General features: G+C 33.4%; 19 protein-coding genes. 10 read left to right on the top strand and 9 right to left on the bottom strand.

From position 1 onward, the window contains the following. Nucleotides 1-6: 6 nt before the first annotated feature. Nucleotides 7-1,248 (top strand): ABC transporter permease, encoded by a 1,242-nt coding sequence (locus RM538_RS00595; RefSeq protein WP_311331449.1) that lies wholly within the window; start codon nt 7-9, stop codon nt 1,246-1,248. Here the strand turns inward: RM538_RS00595 and RM538_RS00590 are convergent, their stop codons facing one another. The 4 genes from RM538_RS00590 to rpsF form a co-directional block, all read right to left on the bottom strand. Continuing rightward, on the bottom strand, nt 1,249-1,722 hold the full coding sequence (locus RM538_RS00590; protein ID WP_311331448.1) for a DUF6495 family protein: 474 nt from the start codon (nt 1,720-1,722) through the stop codon (nt 1,249-1,251). Between the two features lie 82 nt (nt 1,723-1,804). Further along, entirely contained in the window at nt 1,805-2,260 is a 456-nt protein-coding gene (gene rplI, locus RM538_RS00585) for a 50S ribosomal protein L9 (RefSeq protein WP_311331447.1), read from the bottom strand. A 13-nt stretch (nt 2,261-2,273) separates the two neighbouring features. Then, nucleotides 2,274-2,570: a 30S ribosomal protein S18 gene (gene rpsR, locus RM538_RS00580; protein WP_311331446.1), complete on the bottom strand. Its 297-nt coding sequence runs from the start codon at nt 2,568-2,570 to the stop codon at nt 2,274-2,276. Nucleotides 2,571-2,573: 3 nt separating this feature from the next. After that, on the bottom strand, nt 2,574-2,915 hold the full coding sequence (rpsF, locus tag RM538_RS00575; protein WP_311331445.1) for a 30S ribosomal protein S6: 342 nt from the start codon (nt 2,913-2,915) through the stop codon (nt 2,574-2,576). Nucleotides 2,916-3,145: 230 nt separating this feature from the next. Here rpsF and RM538_RS00570 point away from each other — a divergent pair, with 230 nt between their 5' ends. Then, nucleotides 3,146-3,862 (top strand): LytR/AlgR family response regulator transcription factor, encoded by a 717-nt coding sequence (locus tag RM538_RS00570; protein WP_311331444.1) that lies wholly within the window; start codon nt 3,146-3,148, stop codon nt 3,860-3,862. On the opposite strand, the gene priA is transcribed toward RM538_RS00570, so the two are convergent. From priA to nadC, 4 genes are all read right to left on the bottom strand, one after another. Then, a complete protein-coding gene (priA, locus tag RM538_RS00565; RefSeq protein ID WP_311332150.1) occupies nt 3,859-6,306 on the bottom strand; it encodes a replication restart helicase PriA in 2,448 nt (815 codons plus the stop codon). The two genes, RM538_RS00570 and priA, sit on opposite strands and share 4 nt — an antisense overlap. A 77-nt stretch (nt 6,307-6,383) precedes the next feature. Continuing rightward, nucleotides 6,384-6,812 (bottom strand): DUF2147 domain-containing protein, encoded by a 429-nt coding sequence (locus RM538_RS00560; RefSeq protein WP_311331443.1) that lies wholly within the window; start codon nt 6,810-6,812, stop codon nt 6,384-6,386. Between the two features lie 16 nt (nt 6,813-6,828). Further along, nucleotides 6,829-7,797 carry a YihY/virulence factor BrkB family protein gene (locus RM538_RS00555; protein ID WP_311331442.1) on the bottom strand — a complete coding sequence of 323 codons (969 nt, stop codon included), beginning with the start codon at nt 7,795-7,797 and terminating at the stop codon, nt 6,829-6,831. Beyond that, nucleotides 7,797-8,654 (bottom strand): carboxylating nicotinate-nucleotide diphosphorylase, encoded by an 858-nt coding sequence (nadC, locus tag RM538_RS00550; RefSeq protein WP_311331441.1) that lies wholly within the window; start codon nt 8,652-8,654, stop codon nt 7,797-7,799. The genes RM538_RS00555 and nadC overlap by 1 nt, the downstream gene beginning before the upstream one ends. Before the next feature lie 87 nt (nt 8,655-8,741). Here nadC and rlmH point away from each other — a divergent pair, with 87 nt between their 5' ends. Beyond that, nucleotides 8,742-9,215: a 23S rRNA (pseudouridine(1915)-N(3))-methyltransferase RlmH gene (gene rlmH, locus RM538_RS00545; RefSeq protein ID WP_311331440.1), complete on the top strand. Its 474-nt coding sequence runs from the start codon at nt 8,742-8,744 to the stop codon at nt 9,213-9,215. A 1-nt stretch (nt 9,216) separates the two neighbouring features. On the opposite strand, the gene RM538_RS00540 is transcribed toward rlmH, so the two are convergent. Continuing rightward, a complete protein-coding gene (locus tag RM538_RS00540) occupies nt 9,217-10,674 on the bottom strand; it encodes an aminoacyl-histidine dipeptidase (RefSeq protein WP_311331439.1) in 1,458 nt (485 codons plus the stop codon). 80 nt (nt 10,675-10,754) lie between these two features. On the opposite strand from RM538_RS00540, the gene RM538_RS00535 reads away from it, so the two are divergent. The 7 genes from RM538_RS00535 to RM538_RS00505 all read left to right on the top strand — a co-directional run bounded on the left by RM538_RS00535 (nt 10,755) and on the right by RM538_RS00505 (nt 19,312). Next, nucleotides 10,755-11,822, top strand: a complete 1,068-nt coding sequence (locus RM538_RS00535; protein ID WP_311331438.1) for a DUF3810 domain-containing protein — start codon at nt 10,755-10,757, stop codon at nt 11,820-11,822. 164 nt (nt 11,823-11,986) lie between these two features. Next, nucleotides 11,987-14,938, top strand: coding sequence for an amidohydrolase family protein (locus RM538_RS00530; RefSeq protein ID WP_311331437.1), 2,952 nt, complete (start codon nt 11,987-11,989; stop codon nt 14,936-14,938). A 5-nt stretch (nt 14,939-14,943) separates the two neighbouring features. After that, nucleotides 14,944-16,245 carry an amidohydrolase family protein gene (locus tag RM538_RS00525; protein ID WP_311331436.1) on the top strand — a complete coding sequence of 434 codons (1,302 nt, stop codon included), beginning with the start codon at nt 14,944-14,946 and terminating at the stop codon, nt 16,243-16,245. 1,139 nt (nt 16,246-17,384) lie between these two features. Further along, nucleotides 17,385-17,930, top strand: coding sequence for a dihydrofolate reductase family protein (locus tag RM538_RS00520; RefSeq protein WP_311331435.1), 546 nt, complete (start codon nt 17,385-17,387; stop codon nt 17,928-17,930). Nucleotides 17,931-18,092: 162 nt separating this feature from the next. Beyond that, complete coding sequence (locus RM538_RS00515) at nt 18,093-18,527, top strand: hypothetical protein (protein ID WP_311331434.1); 435 nt, start codon at nt 18,093-18,095, stop codon at nt 18,525-18,527. Between the two features lie 244 nt (nt 18,528-18,771). After that, nucleotides 18,772-19,020 (top strand): type II toxin-antitoxin system ParD family antitoxin, encoded by a 249-nt coding sequence (locus tag RM538_RS00510; protein WP_311331433.1) that lies wholly within the window; start codon nt 18,772-18,774, stop codon nt 19,018-19,020. Continuing rightward, entirely contained in the window at nt 19,013-19,312 is a 300-nt protein-coding gene (locus RM538_RS00505; RefSeq protein WP_311331432.1) for a type II toxin-antitoxin system RelE/ParE family toxin, read from the top strand. The genes RM538_RS00510 and RM538_RS00505 overlap by 8 nt, the downstream gene beginning before the upstream one ends. Nucleotides 19,313-19,406: the final 94 nt, after the last annotated feature.

Genomic DNA, 19,406 nt, shown 5'->3' with positions numbered 1-19,406 from the left:
CACCCTATGTTTTCACTTTTTAGAGAGAATGTTCGCATTGCACTAGATTCTATTAGAAGTCAATTACTTAGAACCATTTTAACTGTTGTTATTATTGGAATTGGTATTTGGGCACTTGTAGGTATTTTGAGTGCTGTAAAAGCTTTAGAAAATACAATCTCTACTAACTTTTCCTCAATGGGAGCTAACACCTTTAATATTCAACGATATGAATTTAACGTACAAAGAGGCGGTGGCGGAGAACGTGAAAAAATAAATCCTATTATAAGTTACAACAATATTAGGGAGTTTGAGGACACGTATGAATTTCCTGGCACTTACACAAGTGTTTCATTTAGATGCACAAGCAATGCTGAAGTAAAATTTGAAAACGAAAAAACAGATCCTGAAATACAAGTGTATGGCGTAAATGAAAACTATTTACAAAACACAGGTACCGAAGTTGAATCTGGAAGAGCGTTTACTTACTTTGATATAAAGAACAATAATAAGGTATGTTTAATTGGGTCTGACTTTACAAAAGGGCTTTTTAAAGATGTAAACCCAGTAGGCAAAACACTTAGCATACGTGGCGTAAAATTTAAGGTGGTAGGTGTGTTAGAGTCTAAAGGATCTACCTTTGGGAATAATCAAGATTTAAAAGTACTAATCCCTATTCAAGTAGCTAGGGGAATGTATACTTCTCCAAACATTAACTACACTATTAGTATTAAAGTAGATGACAAACAATACTTACAAACAGCTCAAGATGAAGCTATTATTACTTTTAGAAATATTAGAGGCCTGAGTCCAATTGAAGAAAATAACTTTGGAATAGAACGAAGTGAAGATTTAATAAACCGAATTACAAGTATTACTGGTGTTCTTGAAGTTGCTGCTTGGATAATAAGTATTATCACAATATTGGGTTCTTCTATAGCACTTATGAATATTATGCTGGTATCTGTAACAGAACGAACTCGAGAGATTGGCGTTAGAAAAGCATTAGGTGCTAAGCGCTCTACAATTTCTACTCAGTTTTTTATGGAGACTATTGTAATTGGGCAATTTGGAAGTATTTTAGGAATACTTCTAGGAGTACTTACCGGAGTAGCATTTGCAGCTATATTTAACTTTGACTTTTCATTACCCTGGGCACCTATGATTTGGGCAACTATAATTACATTTATAGTAGCTGTTATTGCTGGTGCGTATCCAGCTACAAAAGCGGCAAAACTAGATCCAATTGAGAGTTTACGATATGAATAATTAGCTATTAATTAACTTATCAAAAAAAATATAAAGTTCTCCTTTAGTAATACTGGCTCCTTGCTGAATTAAATTAAATATATCTTTTTGGGGGTCGTTGCTATATTTTTTAGTTCCTGTAACAAACTCCACATTATCTGTCATATAATTTTGTTGTAACCAACGATAGCCTTCTTTAGTATTAATATTTTTAGTAGGGTCAAGCACTTTTATACCAATCAAAGACATATTTACATCTTCTAACTTAAATAAGAACATTTGTTGTGGCGCAATATTTTCAAGGTACTTTGCTTTTTTCAAGACTCCTTCCCATACTAAATCACTAAAAACATCTAGCTCCTCTTCTGCAACTTCAGGTTGCTTGGTTTTTATATTTTCCCATTCTTGAGCAGTAATAGATTGTGTTGCTAGAAAATTAATGAATTCTTGGTGCAATTCTTCAAATTGTTCTTTTGTTAATCTAGCGTATTTCATACTATTCTATTTATCAAAATTTTATACTAAACAAAAAGACCTTTCATTTTCAGAAAGGTCTTTAAAATTATGTGTTGCAAAATTATTTTGCTTCAGCAACTACGTCAAACGTAAAGTTTGAAATCACATCTCTGTGAAAACGAATAGTTGCTTCGTATTGTCCAGTTCTTTTAATAAGTCCACCAGCAATTGAGATAAATTTTTTCTCAATAGAAACGCCTTCTTTTTCAAGTGCGTCTGCTAAGTCTGCATTACTTACCGAACCAAATAATTTATCTTTCTCTCCAGTTTTTGCAGTTATTTTAAGCTCTAAAATAGTAGCTAATTTATCTGCTAGCTTTTGAGCATCTTCTATAACTTTCTTTTCTTTAAATGCACGTTGCTTTAAAGTTTCTGCAAGTACTTTCTTTGCAGAAGGAGTAGCAAGGGTAGCATACCCTTGAGGGATCAAAAAGTTTCTTCCGTATCCATTTTTTACAGTAACAACGTCATCTGTAAAACCTAAATTTTCTACGTCTTTCTTTAATATAAGTTCCATATCCTATCTGCTTTTATTTTAATAAATCTGTAACGTATGGCATTAAAGCTAAGTGACGTGCTCTTTTAATAGCAACAGCTACTTTACGTTGGTACTTTAAAGAAGTTCCTGTTAATCTTCTTGGTAAGATTTTACCTTGTTCGTTTACAAAAGATAGTAACCAATCTGGATCTTTGTAATCTATATACTTAATACCAGATTTCTTAAAACGACAGTACTTCTTTGCTTTTGAAGTCTCTATATTTAAAGGAGTAAGATATCTAATCTCTCCATCCTTTTTTCCTTTTGCTTGTTGTTGTAATGTTGCCATGATTTACGCTTTTTGTTTTTTGTTACGCTCTCTTCTTTTTTCAGCCCAAGCAATTGCATGCTTGTCTAAAGAAACAGTTAAGTAACGCATTACACGCTCGTCTCTTCTAAAAGTTAATTCAAGCTCATTAATAACTTCACCATTTACGGTGTACTCAAACAAATGGTAAAAACCACTTTTTTTGTTGTGAATTGGATATGCTAATTTTTTAAGCCCCCAATTTTCTTTGGAAATCATCTTAGCTCCATTAGAAGTAAGTATATCTTCAAACTTCTTTACTGTTTCCTTTATCTGATCTTCAGATAAAACGGGATTTAAGATGAAAACAGTTTCGTAATGATTCATAAAAATCGATTATAATTGTTTAAAATACTCTTAGCACCTTGCCAAGAGCGTGCAAAAATACTATATTTCTTACTATAAACAAACATTTTTGGAAAAGAAAAACGTTTAGTTTTATCGATATTTTAATACTCAAAAACGTTAAACTTTTAGATATTAGACCCTAAAAGTTAAAATAAGTTGTAATTCATCGATTATTTACTTAATATTGTTTAACAATAACCAAGTTACTCGTGGATAAATCAATCTTAAAATGTGCAATTGTAGATGACTCTACCTTGCAGCGACTTTCGATAATAAAATTAATTGAGAATCATCCATCTCTCAATTTAGTTGCAGAGTATAATAATGCCATTGAGGCAAAGATGGGATTAATGAATACAGCTGTTGATTTAATCTTTTTAGACATTGAAATGCCAATTCTTTCTGGATTTGACTTACTAGATGATCTCACACACAAGCCGCAAATTATATTTGTAACAGGTAAAACAAAATATGCCTTTAAAGCATTTAATTATGATGCTGTAGATTATTTAAGAAAACCTATATCTAAAGAACGTTTCTTAAATGCAGTACACAAAGCAATAACAAACTATCGTCTTAAAAATGATGATGGATTTGATGATGAAGATTTCATCTTTGTAAAGAGTAATCTTAAAAAGCGTAAAGTATTTTTAAACGAATTACGCTACATCGAAGCTCTTGGTGATTATGTGAAACTTGTTACAGAACACGATGCTCTAGTAGTACTTTCTACAATGAAAGCTTTTGAAAAACTACTTCCTGAAAATAGATTTTTACGAATTCACAAATCGTACATCATTAATCTTGACAAGGTTGAAAAATACAACAGTAAGTTTATCGAACTTGAAGATGATGAACAACTGCCATTAAGTAGAAATAGAAAAACACAACTTGTTGAAGCACTTGCTGCTAATATGCGTAGCTAGTAATTATCTATATCTATTGTAATTTTTACCGAAGAAAAATCTTTAATTACCGCAAAACTTCTTGATACTTTTTCAATAACCGTTTTTGTACCCGAAATTGACTGTTTCTTAGGTATCTTTATTAAAATGTTTGTAATAAATAGATTTCTAACCCTTCCTACGGGAGGTGCTTCTGGGCCTAATACATTTTCTCCTAATTTAAGTTGTAATGCGCTAGCAAACCAAGTAGCTGCTTTTCGCATTTTATCATAGTTCCTATCTCTACAAGTAATACGTATAGTTCTATAAAAAGGAGGATACTTAAATTGATATCTGTCCTCTAATTGCTGCTTGTACATACCTTCAAAATCATTAGTACTTACTTGTTGCAAGATTTGATGATAAGGGTTGTATGTTTGAATTAAAACTTTGCCGCGTTTTTTAGTTCTTCCTGCTCTACCAGAAACCTGCTGTAATAGCTGAAAACTGCGCTCATGCGCTCTAAAATCTGGAAAATTAAGCAAGTTATCTGCATTCATTACCCCTACAAGACTTACCTTTCTAAAATCTAATCCTTTTGCGAGCATCTGTGTTCCAACTAAAATTGAAATCTCTTCATTTTCTAAACGTTCAATTAATTTACCATAGGCATGTTTCCCTTTGGTGGTATCTTGATCCATTCTGGCAACTACATGGTTTGGAAATAATGTTTTCAATTCGGTTTCAATTTGTTCAGTACCAAAACCTTTTGTATCCAGAGTTTCACTTCCGCATGCAAAACAAGCTGCTAACATTTGTGTATGGTACCCACAGTAATGGCAGCGCATCTCTTTTCTATATTGATGATACGTTAAACTTACGTCACAGTTAGGGCATTGAGGAGAAACTCCACACGTTGTACATTCTACAACAGGAGAAAACCCTCTCCTGTTTTGAAACAGAATAACTTGCTCTTTATTTTTTATAGCTTCATTAATTTCTTCTAATAATCGCTCACTAAAATGGCCTTTCATCTTCTTTTTACGATGCGCTTCTTTAATATCTACCAATTCAATTTCAGGCATTAAAACTTTTCCGTAGCGCTCTTTTAAAGTTACCAATCCATACTTTCCATTTTCTGTATTATAATAGCTCTCTAAAGATGGCGTAGCAGAACCCAATAACGTTTTAGCATTGTGTAGGTTTGCTAATACCAACGCTGCATCTCTTCCATGATAACGTGGTGAGGGATTGTATTGCTTAAAAGATGTTTCGTGTTCTTCATCAACTAATATCAATCCTAGGTCTGAAAAAGGCAAAAACAAAGAAGATCTAGCTCCAATTACTATTTGCGCTTTAGGTTTATTTTGAAGTACGTTGTTCCAAACCTCAACACGCTCATTAACCGAATATTTAGAATGATACACAGCTACTTTATCTGCAAAATAATATTGCAATCGTGTTATAAGCTGTGTAGTTAATGCAATTTCTGGAAGCATATATAGCACTTGCTTACCCGTTTTGAGTATCTCATCGATTAATCGTACATAAATTTCAGTTTTACCACTAGATGTTACTCCGTGAAGTAATACGACATCTTGTTCGTTAAACGCGGTTTTTATTTCTGAATATGCCTTTTCTTGTGCTTTTGAAAGTTCTTTTATTGCTTCACCATCGGCTCCTTCATACACTACTCTATCTTTCTGAATGTAATATTCTTCTAGTATGCCCTTATCTAGCAATGTTTTAATTACTGAAGCTGTGGTATTACTCTTTTTTTGAAGTTGTATAGTTCCAACGTTTTTTTCTTTTGAAGAAAGCACAAAAAGATTCATAAGCACTTCTCGTTGTTTTGGTGCTCTTGTTAAACTATCTAGTAATTCTTTGAGTTTTTCTTCTTCAGCATAACTACTTACAAGTTTCACATAGCGTTTCATTTTCGGAGTATACTGGTCATATACTTCCTCTTGTACTTCAATTACACCTTTCTCTAATAAACTCTGAATTACTTTTACAACATTTTTCTTATCTAAAATGGAGCGTATATCATTAATATGGAGGCTAGATTGATGTTGCAATGCTTCAAAAACCAGAAATTCATCGTCACTAAAGATAGACTCGTCATCAACTTCCTTTTTGGTAAGAGAAATAATAGTTTCACTTTCTAACAAAAAAGCACTCGGTAATGCAGCTCTAATAACTTCACCTAAGGTACATAGGTAATAAGACGCTATCCATTCCCAATGTTTAAATTGTATATTGGTAATAACAAGAGTTTCATCTAGTATTTGGTCTATAGGCTTAGTTTCATAACCAGGCTCTCTATTGTTATAAATTTCATAAACAATACCCGTATATACTTTAGATTTTCCAAAGGGAACAGCCACACGCATCCCTTTTTTTAAGAACAATGCCTCATCCTTATTTACTTGGTAAGTAAAGGCCTGTTTTAAAGGGATAGGTAGTATGACGTCTATATAATAGATAAATTATGTTTTTTGTTTAAAAATAAAAAAGACCGTATTCAAAAGAAACGGTCTTAGTGTTTAGTTATAAACAAATATTATTTAACTCTGTACCAGTATTGAGTTCTACCTATTAATGAAAATCCTATATAACCACGTACCTTTAATTTATCATCTTCTTCTAAGGTAATGTAACACTTGTATAGTTTTCCGTTTTGAGGATCTAATATTTTACCTCCATTATACTCATCATCATCTTTTTCTAATCCTTTAATAATTTCAAGACCTAAAACAGGCTTATCCTTATCTTCTCCTTCACAGTCTTCACATTTTGCATCTTGTCGATCTTTATTTAAAATTTCAACTACTTTGCCATAAACTTTCCCATCTCTTTGATAGATCTCGACAATTGATTTTGCTTCACCAGTTTCATCATCTATTGTTTTCCATTTTCCCATAACGTCCTGAGCAGATACAGTAAGTGACGCTGTAAAAATCAATGCAAGTGTAAAAATTACTTTTCTCATCTTTTTAAAAATTAAATTAGTGTTTATTATTGTTTCTCAACTTTAATCGTTGTAAGGAAACATTGAGCTCAAATCCTAACAACAATAAATTTGAATTTATCCAAATATATAACATCATGATTAAAAGTGCCCCAATAGAACCATATAACTCATTATAATTTGAAAAATTATCAATATAAATTCCAAATAAGTATGTGGTTAGTATAAACAATAGTGTGGTTAGTAAAGCCCCAACTGAAAAAAATCGAGACTCTTTACCCTCTTTTGTTCCATAGTAATACAAGGTTGCAATTATAATATAAATCATGATGATAAAGACCGCAAATTGAAGCACAGAAATCCAAAATAAATCATTTTCAATATAAGATCTACCCTTCAATGTGATAATAATGTATTCTCCATACAATATCAATCCAACCGTAGTAAGCAACAACAATGCCAAAAAGATTGAGACTATGATAGCAACTAAATACTGTCTAAAAAAATTACGATTAATAGTAACGTGAAAAGAGTATTCAAAAGCACTAAAGATTGCATTAACACCATTTGCAGCTAGAAACAATGCAAAAATAAATACAAAAGAAAGAAGTCCTCCTCCACGCTGATTTACAGCAATATCTGCAATAATAGGGTAGAAATATTCTGATGTTTGCGCAGGTAATAATCCTTCAATAAAAACAATAAAACGAGTTGAAAACCCTTCAACAAAATATTCTACGTACGGTATTAAATAAAGTATAAAGAGTAGAAAAGGAAAAAGCGCCATAAAAAAACTATAGGCAATAGAACTTGCTCTAGAAGAAAAAGTACCCTTTAAAATTCCTGTACCATATATCTCCAATAGGTCGTAAAGTGACAACCCATTAGTACCCGGAATGATTATTTTTTTACAAATTCCCGCAAAAAAATTAAAAACAGAAGTTCCAAAACGAATTATTCGTTTTATAAGTAATGAAATTTTTCCTGTTGTATCACTTTTAGACATTAAACAGCTTTGAGACTCAAGTCCATATTATAAACCGAATGTGTTAAGGCACCACTACTTATGTAATCTACACCACATGCAGCATACTTTGCTGCGGTATCTAATGTAATACCTCCGCTAGACTCAGTAAGACATTTATTACCAATAAGAGCGACTGCTTTTTTGGTATCCTCATAATTAAAGTTATCTATTAGAATTCTATACACTCCATCATTTTCTAATATCTCTTTAATTTCATTAAGATTTCTAGCTTCCACAATTATTTTAAGTCCAAGGCTTTGTTCCTTAAGATATTTCTGTGTTTGTTGTATAGCTTTAGTGATACCACCACAAAAATCAATGTGGTTATCTTTAAGCATAATCATATCATATAAAGCAAATCTATGGTTTTCACCTCCGCCTATTTTAACTGCCCATTTCTCTAGTGCACGAATTCCAGGAGTAGTTTTCCGAGTGTCTAAAATTTTTGTTTTAGTTCCTTCAAGTTCTTTTACAAACGTGTTGGTTTTAGTAGCAATAGCACTCATACGTTGCATTGCATTAAGCACCAAACGCTCAGCTTTTAAAATGGACTGTGAACTCCCAGATACATAAAAAGCTATATCGCCATACTTAACTGGTGTCCCATCTTCTAGTTTTACATCAATTTCTAGACCTGTATCTACATAATCAAACACTTGTTTTGCAAAATCTATTCCTGCAATAATCCCATCATCTTTTACTAGTAATTTTGCTTTACCAACGGCGTCTTCTGGAATACAAGCTAACGAGCTGTGGTCTCCATCGCCAATATCTTCTCTAATGGCATTTGCAATAATTAGGTCTATTTCTTTTTGAAATTTCTTTTCTGAAATCATAAAAGCTATTTTTAAGCTAAGTTATAAAAACTAGTGCAGTAATAAGAATGCAGGCTATGTATTTTAAACTTCTACTATCTTTGAATTATGAAAATCACCCTCTACGCTATTGGTAAAACAGATGACACCACCCTTACAATACTTACTCAAAAGTATGTAGATAGGCTACAACACTATACTTCCTTTTCTTTTGAGATTATACCAGATATCAAAAAAGTTAAAAATCTGTCTGAAGCCCAACAAAAAAAGGCAGAGGGTGATGCGTTACTTTCAAAAATTTTGAAAAGTGATGTTGTAATACTTCTCGATGAAAAAGGAAAAAATTATACCTCTGAAGGTTTCAGTAACTTTCTACAAAAAAAAATGAATAGCGGATTAAAGAACTTAGTTTTTATTATTGGAGGGCCATATGGGTTTGATGATGCCATCTATAAACGTGCAAATGGAAAAATTGCACTATCTGCTATGACTTTTTCTCACCAGATGGTACGCCCCTTTTTTGTGGAGCAATTATATAGAGGTTTTACAATACTAAAAAACGAACCCTACCACCATCGCTAGGTTACTTCTTAGGGATGTTCTTTAAAATCTCGATTACAAACTCCCAATATTTTTTTGTTGAAGAAATACTAGCTCGCTCATCTGGAGAATGCGCTCCTTTTATGGTAGGTCCAAACGAAATCATATCCATCTCTGGATAATTTTGTCCTAAAATTCCACATTCTAATCCTGCATGGCAGGCAGCTACATGTGCTTTTTCTCCATTCAATTTTTCATATAGACTATCAAGAACTTTTAATATGGGGCTATCCATATTAGGTGCCCAACCAGGGTACGCTCCTGAGAAAGTTACTTCAAATCCTCCTAATTCAAATACAGCTTGTAATGTATTTGCAAGATTTTCTTTGGAAGACTCTACAGATGAACGGGTTAAGCACTCTATCTTTATAGAAGCATCTTTAACTGTTACTTTTGCAATGTTATTTGAAGTTTCTACCAAATCTTTAATGGCTGGACTCATTCTATACACTCCATTGTGTATTCCATACAAAGTATTAATAAGTATAGATTGTTCCTTTTGAGTCATTGCTTTTGTAGCTTGCTCTGTACTTTTTGCTACGCTAATATTTAGTTCTGGTTCAAGTAAGGTAAACTCTGTAATAATTTCTTGCTTTACCTTTTGGAATTCTGAAGTAAAAGCTTCCATATTTATAGTAGGTATTGCTACAGTAGCAACACTTTCTCTTGGGATAGCATTACGCAAACTCCCACCTTGGATACTTACTATATGAATAAGTGAGTGTGCTGTATGCAACAACCTATTCATTATCTTATTGGCATTTCCTAAACCTTTAATAATATCCATTCCGCTATGCCCTCCTTGCAATCCCTTTACAGTAATTGTCAAAAGCTCTGCGTCATCAGGAATATCCATCTCTCTGTAATTCTTTTTTGCAGTAACATCTACACCACCTGCACAACCAACTCCTATTTCATCATCTTCTTCGGTATCAAGATTTAAAAGAATATCACCTTTAAGCAGCCCACCTTTCAGTCCCATAGCGCCTGTCATTCCAGTCTCTTCATCAATTGTAAATAAGGCCTCTAGGTAGGGATGCGCAATTGTCTTACTTTCTAAAATAGCCATAATTGTAGCCACACCAAGGCCATTATCGGCACCAAGAGTTGTTCCTTTTGCTCGCACCCAGTCACCATCTACATACATATCGATTCCTTGCGTTTCAAAATCAAAAACAGTATCGTTATTTTTTTGATGTACCATATCCAAATGCGATTGCATTACAATAGGTTTTCTATCTTCCATTCCTGGGGTAGCAGGTTTTCTTATAATTACGTTCCCAACAGCATCTTCAATTGTTTCAAGGTTAAGGTTTTTACCAAAGTCTTTCATAAACGCAATTACACGTTCTTCTTTTTTAGAAGGTCGTGGTACTGCATTTAAATCTGCAAATTTATTCCATACTTCTTTAGGTTCTAGACTTCTAACTGCTTCGTTCATAAATAGATATTTTATTAAAATGTAAAGTTACAAGGTTTTACTATTTTTATAAAAGATTAGTGTACTCTATTCTTCAAAACATGAATAAAAAAACCCAGCTCATCGTAGCTATTTTGCTACCCATACAATTTATATTTTTAAAGGTTTTACAGTTTTTCCCTTCGGTAGTAGAAAATTTATATAGTCAAGGGCTGTTCCCCATAATTTCAAAAATTTCTAGGATACTATTTGGGTGGATACCCTTTTCAGTAGGAGATATTTTTTATTTGCTAATTGGGATAATGGTTATTAGATGGTTTATAAAAAATTTTTCGAGGTTTAAAACCGAGCCACTTTGGGTATTAGTTTCAATGGCAGCAAATGTTTCTGTAGTTTATTTTATGTTTACTATGCTATGGGGGCTCAACTACTACAGAGAACCATTACATAAAACATTAGAGCTTGAGAGGGATTACACTACAGAACAGTTGGTTGGAACAACTCACAGACTTATTGCAAAAGCAAATGAAATGCATAGACAATTGGGCTACGCAGATAGTGTAAAAATAGACTTACCCTACACGCAACAAGAAGTTTTTGAAAAGTCTATTGAGGGATATAAAAACTTAGAAAAAGAATTTCCAGAATTAGCTTACTCTCCTAAAAGTATTAAAAAAAGTACTTGGAGTTTAGGTCTAACTTATATGGGATATAGTGGGTATTACAATCCTTTTTCTGGAGAAGCTCAAGTTAATGGGCTTATTAAAAGCTATAAGTTTCCTGTGGTAAGTTGTCATGAGCAAGCGCACCAAATTGGCTATGCAGCAGAGAACGAAGCCAATTTTATTGCCACACTAGCTACGTTACATAACCCGGACTCCTATATTCAATACTCAGGATATATTTTTGCATTAAGATACTGCATTAATGAGATTGCTCGTAGGGATATTGACTTATACCATGAAATACTTCCAACCGTAAACTTTGGAATTTTAGAAAGCTATCGTGAAATGCGTGAGTTCTGGCAGTCGTATTCTAATCCGTTTGAGAATATTTCTAAAGCTTTTTGGGATCAATTTTTAAAAGCTAACAATCAATCTAAAGGAATTATGAGTTATAGTTATATGGTAGCCCTTGTAGTAAATTATTTTGAGGATAAACCATTCTAATTAGAAGCTAATTTGAAAATAAAATAAGGATTTAAGTAAGAATTCTTACTCACTATTTACTTCTCACTCACTCTTAAATAATTGTTAAAAGAACTCTATTTCTATTTCTAAAGTAAGCTTGGCTATGTATCTTTAAAGACTACATAAAATAAATATCAATCTAAATGAAAAAAAATACACTACTATTAGTGTTTTTCTTTTGTGGACTCTTAGCTTTTGGGCAAGACTACTTCCCTAAAAATGATGGGATAAAAGAAAAAAACACCAACTACACCGCATTTACAAACGCAACTATCCACGTCACTCCTACCGAAACTATCAACAATGGGACACTTCTCATTCAAAATGGGAAAGTGGTGAGTGTTGGAAAATCGGTTACTATTCCGCAGAACACGGTAACTATTAACCTTGAGGGGAAACATATTTACCCTTCTTTTATAGATGCCTACACCAGCTTTGGTGTTAACAAACCAAAACGTGCAAGTGGACAAGGTAGATCCCCACAATATGAAGCCTCTAGAGAGGGGTTTTACTGGAACGATCACATCATGCCAGAAAATAATGCAATTTCAAAATTTAAGTATGATAGTAAACTTGCTGCCAAAATGCGTACCCTTGGTTTTGGCGTAGTAAACAGCCATATTATGGATGGTATTGCTAGAGGGACTGGTGTTCTTGTTGCGCTTAATGATGATGAAGGTGATGCAAATAGAATTATAGAAGACGCCTCTGGACAGTTTTTTTCTTTTTCAAAAAGTGTAGCAAGTAGGCAGTCCTACCCTACTTCGTTAATGGGAGCTACCGCATTACTTCGTCAGTTTTATTCGGATGCAGATTGGTATGCAAAAGGTAATGCTACCACAAAAGACCGCTCAATCGAAGCCTTTAATGACTCAAAAAACTTAGTTTCCTTTTTTGAAGCAGGAAATAAAGGAAATAATGTAAGAGCAGATAAAATTGGAGATAAGTACGGCGTTAACTACGTAATTGTTGGTGGTGGAGATGAGTATGAAGCGATTGAGAGCATAAAGAAAACAAACGCAAGTTATATTATACCTATTAATTTTCCGGCTGCTTTTGAAGTAAGCGACCCGTATATGGCCGGTTATCTCTCCATTGAAGATATGAGAGAATGGAACCAAGCTCCTATGAATCCTAAAATGCTTTCAGATAATGGGATTACGTTTGCACTTACCACACATAGTTTAAAAAAGCCAGAAGAGTTTTCGAAAAAATTAGAGAAGGCTTTTGAGTATGGTTTTGATAAAACTAAAGCACTTGCAGCTTTAACAACTATCCCAGCACAATTGCTTGGAAAAAGTAATGAAATAGGCACTCTGCAAAAAGGACGTTACGCCAATTTTTTAATCACTTCTAATGAGCTCTTTGAAGAGGGCACTACGATTTATGAAAATTGGGTACAAGGACAAAAAAATATAGTTAACTCAATGGATATAAAAGATATCCGTGGGGAATACACCTTACAAGCTGGAGGAAAAAACTATGAGATGCAACTTTCAGGTAAGGTAGGAAGCCCAAAAATTGAGATAAAAATAGATTCTATTAAATATCCTTCAAAAATAAATTATAAAGAGGATTGGGTAATCATTTCATTTTCGGATGAAGATAAAACTGAAAACTTAAGAGCAACTGGACGCGTAGTTTCAGATAGTGATGTAATTTCAGGAAAGTTATTATTACCTAACGGAACAGAATCCAACTTTACAGCCAAGAAAACAGGTGATTTTTCTTCAGAAGAAAAAAAGAAAAAAGATAGTGAGGCACCAAAAGTAATGCCTGTTACCTATCCTAACGTAGGATACGGATACGCTACTAAACCTAAACAACAAAACATTTTGTTTAAAAATGCTACAGTCTGGACTAGTGAAGACCAAGGAGTACTAGAAAATACCGATGTACTCGTTAAAAATGGTAAAATTGAAAGAATAGGAAGTAACCTTTCTGCAGGAGGAGCAACGGTTATAGACGCTACAGGAAAGCACTTAACAGCTGGTGTGATAGACGAGCATTCGCACATTGCAGCGCTCTCTATAAACGAAGCTGGGCATAACTCTTCGGCAGAAGTAACCATCGAGGATGTAGTAGATCCAGAAGACATTAATATTTACAGGAATCTTGCTGGAGGTGTTACAAGTATTCAAATTTTACATGGTTCTGCCAATCCAATTGGAGGACGTTCGGCAATAATAAAACTTAAATGGAGTGAAGATGCAGATGGACTAATTTATGACAACAGTCCTAAATTTATAAAGTTTGCTCTAGGTGAAAATGTAAAACAATCAAACTGGCAGAGTTTTAATCGTTTTCCGCAAACACGTATGGGTGTGGAGCAATTGTATGTAAACTATTTTAATAGAGCCAAAGAGTATGAAGCTCAAAAGAAAACAGGCAACTACCGATGGGATGAAGAAATGGAAGTTTTGGTTGAAATACTAAACGGTGACAGATTTATAAGTTGTCACTCTTATGTACAAAGTGAGATTAATATGTTGATGAAGGTTGCAGAGCGTTTTAACTTTAAAGTAAACACCTTTACCCATATTTTAGAAGGTTATAAAGTAGCCGATAAAATGGCAAAACACGGTGTTGGTGGTTCTACCTTTAGTGATTGGTGGGCATACAAATATGAAGTAAACGATGCCATCCCATATAACGCAGCTATTATGGCTAGTCAAGGTGTAACTGTTGCGATTAATAGTGATGATAGAGAAATGTCTAGGCGTTTAAATCAAGAAGCTGGAAAAACAATAAAATATGGCGGAATGAGCGAAGAAGAAGCCTGGAAAACAGTAACTATTAATCCTGCAAAATTACTACATATAGACGACCGCGTAGGAAGTATCAAGAAAGGAAAAGATGCAGATTTAGTACTGTGGAATAACCATCCCATGTCTATTTATGCAAAAGCAGAAAAGACTATGATTGAAGGTGCTTTTTATTTTGATTTAGAAAAAGACAAACAGCAAAGAGCTGCTATCAAAAAAGAACGAAATGAGCTTACAAGTCTAATGCTTTCAGAAAAAAATGGTGGCGGTAAAACCCGTGCGCCAAAAAGAAATTCAGATATTCATTTTGAATGTGAAACTATACACTAATTGTTATGAAATTATATAAAAATATACCACTACTGCTTTGCTTGTTTATAAGTTTACAATTACTTGCACAGCAAACCCCTGCTTCTAAACAAACTGAAGCAATCACTCTACAAGGAGCCACAGCACACATAGGAGATGGAACTGTAATTGAAAACTGCACATTGGTTTTTGAGGATGGAAAAATCACAGCTATAGGTGGCGCACAAACTGCTACAAAAGGAAAAGTAATTAATGTATCTGGCAAACATATATATCCGGGAATAATAGCACCTGCAAAATCATTAGGTCTTATAGAAATTAATTCGGTTCGTGCCACTAATGACCAAGACGAGCTAGGAGATTTTATTCCAAGTGTACGTAGCTTAATTGCGTATAATGCCGAAAGTAAAGTTGTAGAGTCTATGCGCCCTAACGGAGTATTATTAGGGCAAATTACTCCTCAAGGAGGTCGAATTTCTGGTAGCTCCAGCATTGTACAATTTGATGCTTGGAATTGGGAAGACGCCGCTGTAAAAGTTGACGATGGCATTCATTTAAATTGGCCCAACAGCTACCGTAGAGGTAGGTGGTGGTTAGGAGAGCCTCGCGCATGGCAACCAAACAAAAATTATAACGAACAGGTAGAAAGCATTAAAAACTATATAGTAAATAGCAAAGCATATACAACTACAAATAACACAACTACTAATGAAGGCTTTAAAGCAATGCAAGGGCTTTTTAATGGTAGTAAAAAACTATACATCTATGCCGATGGTGAAAAAGAAATGATAGATGCTGTTACTACTGTTAAAGAAAGTGGCGTACAAGCTGTTGTTATTGTAGGTGGATATCAAGCCAATAAAATAATCCCGTTTTTAAAACAACACAATGTTCCTGTATTAGTAAAACACACCCACAGTACTCCATCTCAAGATGATGAAGACTATGATTTTAATTACAAATTACCTAAGCTATTGGTAGATGGCGGTTTATTAGTAGGATTACAAAATGCAGATGCTTCTAACTTTCAGACTAGAAATTTACCCTTTTATGCTGGACAAGTGGTTGGGCAAGGACTTGATAAAGAAAAAGCGTTACAATTAATAACAGGAAATACTGCCAAGATTTTAGGCATAGATGCAGATTATGGAACCCTAGCCATAGGCAAAAGCGCAACCCTTTTTGTAAGCAAAGGAGATGCACTAGACATGCGAGGTAACCAATTAATCCATGCGTTTATAGACGGGAGAAACATCTCACTAGAAACGCACCAAACCGAACTCTGGAGACGTTATATGGGTAAATATGGAGAGCCAATAAAAGAGTAAATATATAGCGTTATCCGGTTATGGTTACAGGATAACGCTACAATATATGTTTATATAACGTGTTGTACAACATATAATAAAAAGATGAGTGAAGAAGAACAAAAATAAATAGAATTGAAAAGGATGTTCTACAGAATCTTTTAACTCAGAATAGCACTGTTTTATTTTATTCTTAACTTTATCAGATTAGTCAGTAGTTTGTTCTATAAATTTTCTATGAATAGCTTCAAATGATAGTTCATCATCGTTCATAGTAAGTTCTATATTTTATTGGTCATTAACATCTCAATGAGAATTTTAACAAGGTTTATTATTATTGGTACCTTTTTGTATAGTATATTTGTCTTGTCAAAACAAATCTGTATTTAAATTTAGAGGAGCAACTCTCTGACAAATTACTCCTCTGATTAAAAAAATACTACCTGCCACTTTGGTCAGGAGGGTTTTGACTATAATAAAATAGTTTTGATAAAGCTTACTGCCACCTCAATGACAAGTTTTATCTGTTTTTTATAGACTTCCCACCATGGGCGCCTTCTACTAATTTTACTCATTTAAATTGAGTATTTATTAATCTCTCAGTTGATAGGTCGAGAGTTTTCACCTATTGCTTCATAGTTTTAGTTTTAAGTTAATACTTCTACAGAGATATAATTTTCAATAAATATTCTAAAGAACTTTAAGAACACTTAACAGCAAAAAATCTTTTTGAGTTAAGGCTTTGTTACAAAGATACACAATAAACCAAGGCACTCATTTTTGAGTTATTCACAGTTGTCAACATTAAAAAATTTCGATATTGAGAGGAATGTAATGGAAACGAGGGGTTGAGGTCACAATGTGATGTTGATAAGCGAATTAAACAAAACGTAAAAAAACGTTGTACAACAACGCATAACGCCTTATGGCTAGCCTTGATGCTAGCTTGAAATTAAATCCAACAAAAAAAACATACCTTTATCGGAACGTATAAGTAAAGGGCTTTGCCGTAACTTCTGATTCTCACGCAGCTCCGCTGCTGCTTGCTTGCCTTTGGCAACCAGCTTCCGAATCTGAAGCCGCAAAACCGCCACAAACGTTATACAAAACCGTTGTGTGCAAGCTGAAAAAAGCATCGTACACAAAATAAAAATAGTAAAATGAGAAAATTAAAACTTCAAATTCAACTCTCAATTGACGGATTCATTTCTGGTCCAAACGGAGAAATGGACTGGATGATTTGGAATTGGGATGAAGAACTAAAGAACTTCGTCAAAGAAATAACAGAATCGACTGACACTATTGTATTAGGACGAAAACTTGCTGAAGGATTTATTACACATTGGAAATCTAACAAAGATTTAGAAGGTGCTAATAAAATTAATAGTTCAAAGAAGATAGTTTTTACAAAAACACTTGAAAACACGGAATGGGAAAATACCTTATTGGAAAAGGGAGATTTAGCAGATAAGATACGAGAATTAAAATCCTCAACAGGAAATGACATCATAGCTTATGGTGGTGGAGAATTTGTTTCATCTCTAATAAAAGAAAATTTGATTGATGAATATTATTTTTTCATTAACCCTTCGATATTAGGTAACGGAATGCCAATATTTCAGAAAACTAATTATAAAACTGAATTGAAGTTGAGAAATGCTAAAGCTTATGAATGCGGAATAACAGTATTAAAATATACGAATTAAAAAAAAGCTAGCTTACAACAACGTATATAAAAAATAGCGATTTAGACGCTTAAACAAAATAAATTAGAAGCCAGTTATAAACAGAAGAGTTAGTACTAAAAATCCGCTACTTTTCATATACAAGACCGTTAGCAAGAAGCAGAGAATTTGATGAACGAAAAAATGAAGGATATAATGAAATTAGCTCGTGTTGAACTAATAATAATTCCAATTTTTATTCTTTTAAAATACATTAGACCAAGTATTTTGGAAAGTGAATCACCTGAATTTTTTAAATTAATATTACTCTCAATACCAAATTTTTTTGAAGCTATAATTGGAACGCTAACCTTAACCGGAATTGGATTGATAATTAACGATAAACTGAAAGTTAAACATCAATTAAAATCAAAATTTATTTACATAATTGCGTTGGTATTAACGGGAATATATGTCTCAACACAAGAATTGAAAATCCATAATTTAGGTGGAAATAATGTGTTTGATAAGAATGATTTGATATTTTCCTTTATTGGATTAATAATTGGTTATTGGATTATTATGAGGATAAAACCTATTATAAACAATCAAACTAAAACTGAATCTCCACTTGAATAAATTGCCAGTTGTAACAACGTGTATAATTCATTGCTAGCCCTAGCCTACTTAGGTAAGCCCTAGCGGACTTTCTATTCGGTTTTTTTTTACTGAATTAGTTGCTAAAACACGCAACGACACGAGAGGCAAATGCCTCGAACTGACGAAGTAAATCATACACAAGACCGTAGTTGTGTAGAATTTGAAAAATGAGCTGGTTTTGGAAATTTTACCAATTTTTGGTAAATTTGATTAAAATTTAAAAATGAAGAATACATCCATATCACTCGGAAACTATTTTGACCAATTTGTAAGTACTCAAGTTTCAGCTGGACGTTATAAAAACGTTAGTGAAGTAATAAGAGCAGGACTACGACTTTTGGAAAACGAAGAAAGTAAAGCAATCGCATTACGGAATGCTATTCAGGAAGGATTGAATAGCCCGGTAGTTGAGGATTTTGATTTTGATGAAAATCTGAAAAGACTAAAAGCTGATAAAAGAAAGAATGGCTAAAGTTATATTAAGACAAAAAGCCATTGAAGACTTAAATAGCATTTGGGACTACACTTTCGAAAAGTGGTCTGAAAAACAAGCCGACAAGTATTATGCTACAGTTAAAATGGCTTGTAACGGAATTGGAGATAATCCGGATATAGGAAAAGAATATATCGAAATTAGTGAAACTCTACTTGGACTCAAATCTGGAAAACATATAATATTTTACCAGCAAACATCAAATAATCGAATTGAACTTATAAGAATATTACACGAAAGAATGGATTTGAAAAATAGGATGGCCGAATAAAAATTACACCCAACAATGGCTATAAGCAATGCAGTTACTCTTAGTCTTAACTGTTAACTGTTAACTGTTAACTGTTAACTGCAAGCAGTAAAAA

Origin of the sequence: Patiriisocius hiemis (assembly GCF_031846325.1) — a bacterium.
GTDB lineage: Bacteria > Bacteroidota > Bacteroidia > Flavobacteriales > Flavobacteriaceae > Patiriisocius_A > Patiriisocius_A hiemis.
This window is presented reverse-complemented; position numbering and strand designations above follow the sequence as displayed.

What these genes read in the sequence shown, in the direction of transcription:
- RM538_RS00595 (WP_311331449.1), top strand. Translation starts at nt 7, where the DNA reads ATGTTTTCACTTTTTAGAGAGAATGTTCGCATTGCACTAGATTCTATT.
- RM538_RS00590 (WP_311331448.1), bottom strand. Translation starts at nt 1,722, where the DNA reads ATGAAATACGCTAGATTAACAAAAGAACAATTTGAAGAATTGCACCAA.
- rplI (WP_311331447.1), bottom strand. Translation starts at nt 2,260, where the DNA reads ATGGAACTTATATTAAAGAAAGACGTAGAAAATTTAGGTTTTACAGAT.
- rpsR (WP_311331446.1), bottom strand. Translation starts at nt 2,570, where the DNA reads ATGGCAACATTACAACAACAAGCAAAAGGAAAAAAGGATGGAGAGATT.
- rpsF (WP_311331445.1), bottom strand. Translation starts at nt 2,915, where the DNA reads ATGAATCATTACGAAACTGTTTTCATCTTAAATCCCGTTTTATCTGAA.
- RM538_RS00560 (WP_311331443.1), bottom strand. Translation starts at nt 6,812, where the DNA reads ATGAGAAAAGTAATTTTTACACTTGCATTGATTTTTACAGCGTCACTT.
- RM538_RS00555 (WP_311331442.1), bottom strand. Translation starts at nt 7,797, where the DNA reads ATGTCTAAAAGTGATACAACAGGAAAAATTTCATTACTTATAAAACGA.
- nadC (WP_311331441.1), bottom strand. Translation starts at nt 8,654, where the DNA reads ATGATTTCAGAAAAGAAATTTCAAAAAGAAATAGACCTAATTATTGCA.
- rlmH (WP_311331440.1), top strand. Translation starts at nt 8,742, where the DNA reads ATGAAAATCACCCTCTACGCTATTGGTAAAACAGATGACACCACCCTT.
- RM538_RS00540 (WP_311331439.1), bottom strand. Translation starts at nt 10,674, where the DNA reads ATGAACGAAGCAGTTAGAAGTCTAGAACCTAAAGAAGTATGGAATAAA.
- RM538_RS00535 (WP_311331438.1), top strand. Translation starts at nt 10,755, where the DNA reads ATGAATAAAAAAACCCAGCTCATCGTAGCTATTTTGCTACCCATACAA.
- RM538_RS00530 (WP_311331437.1), top strand. Translation starts at nt 11,987, where the DNA reads ATGAAAAAAAATACACTACTATTAGTGTTTTTCTTTTGTGGACTCTTA.
- RM538_RS00525 (WP_311331436.1), top strand. Translation starts at nt 14,944, where the DNA reads ATGAAATTATATAAAAATATACCACTACTGCTTTGCTTGTTTATAAGT.
- RM538_RS00520 (WP_311331435.1), top strand. Translation starts at nt 17,385, where the DNA reads ATGAGAAAATTAAAACTTCAAATTCAACTCTCAATTGACGGATTCATT.
- RM538_RS00515 (WP_311331434.1), top strand. Translation starts at nt 18,093, where the DNA reads ATGAAGGATATAATGAAATTAGCTCGTGTTGAACTAATAATAATTCCA.
- RM538_RS00510 (WP_311331433.1), top strand. Translation starts at nt 18,772, where the DNA reads ATGAAGAATACATCCATATCACTCGGAAACTATTTTGACCAATTTGTA.
- RM538_RS00505 (WP_311331432.1), top strand. Translation starts at nt 19,013, where the DNA reads ATGGCTAAAGTTATATTAAGACAAAAAGCCATTGAAGACTTAAATAGC.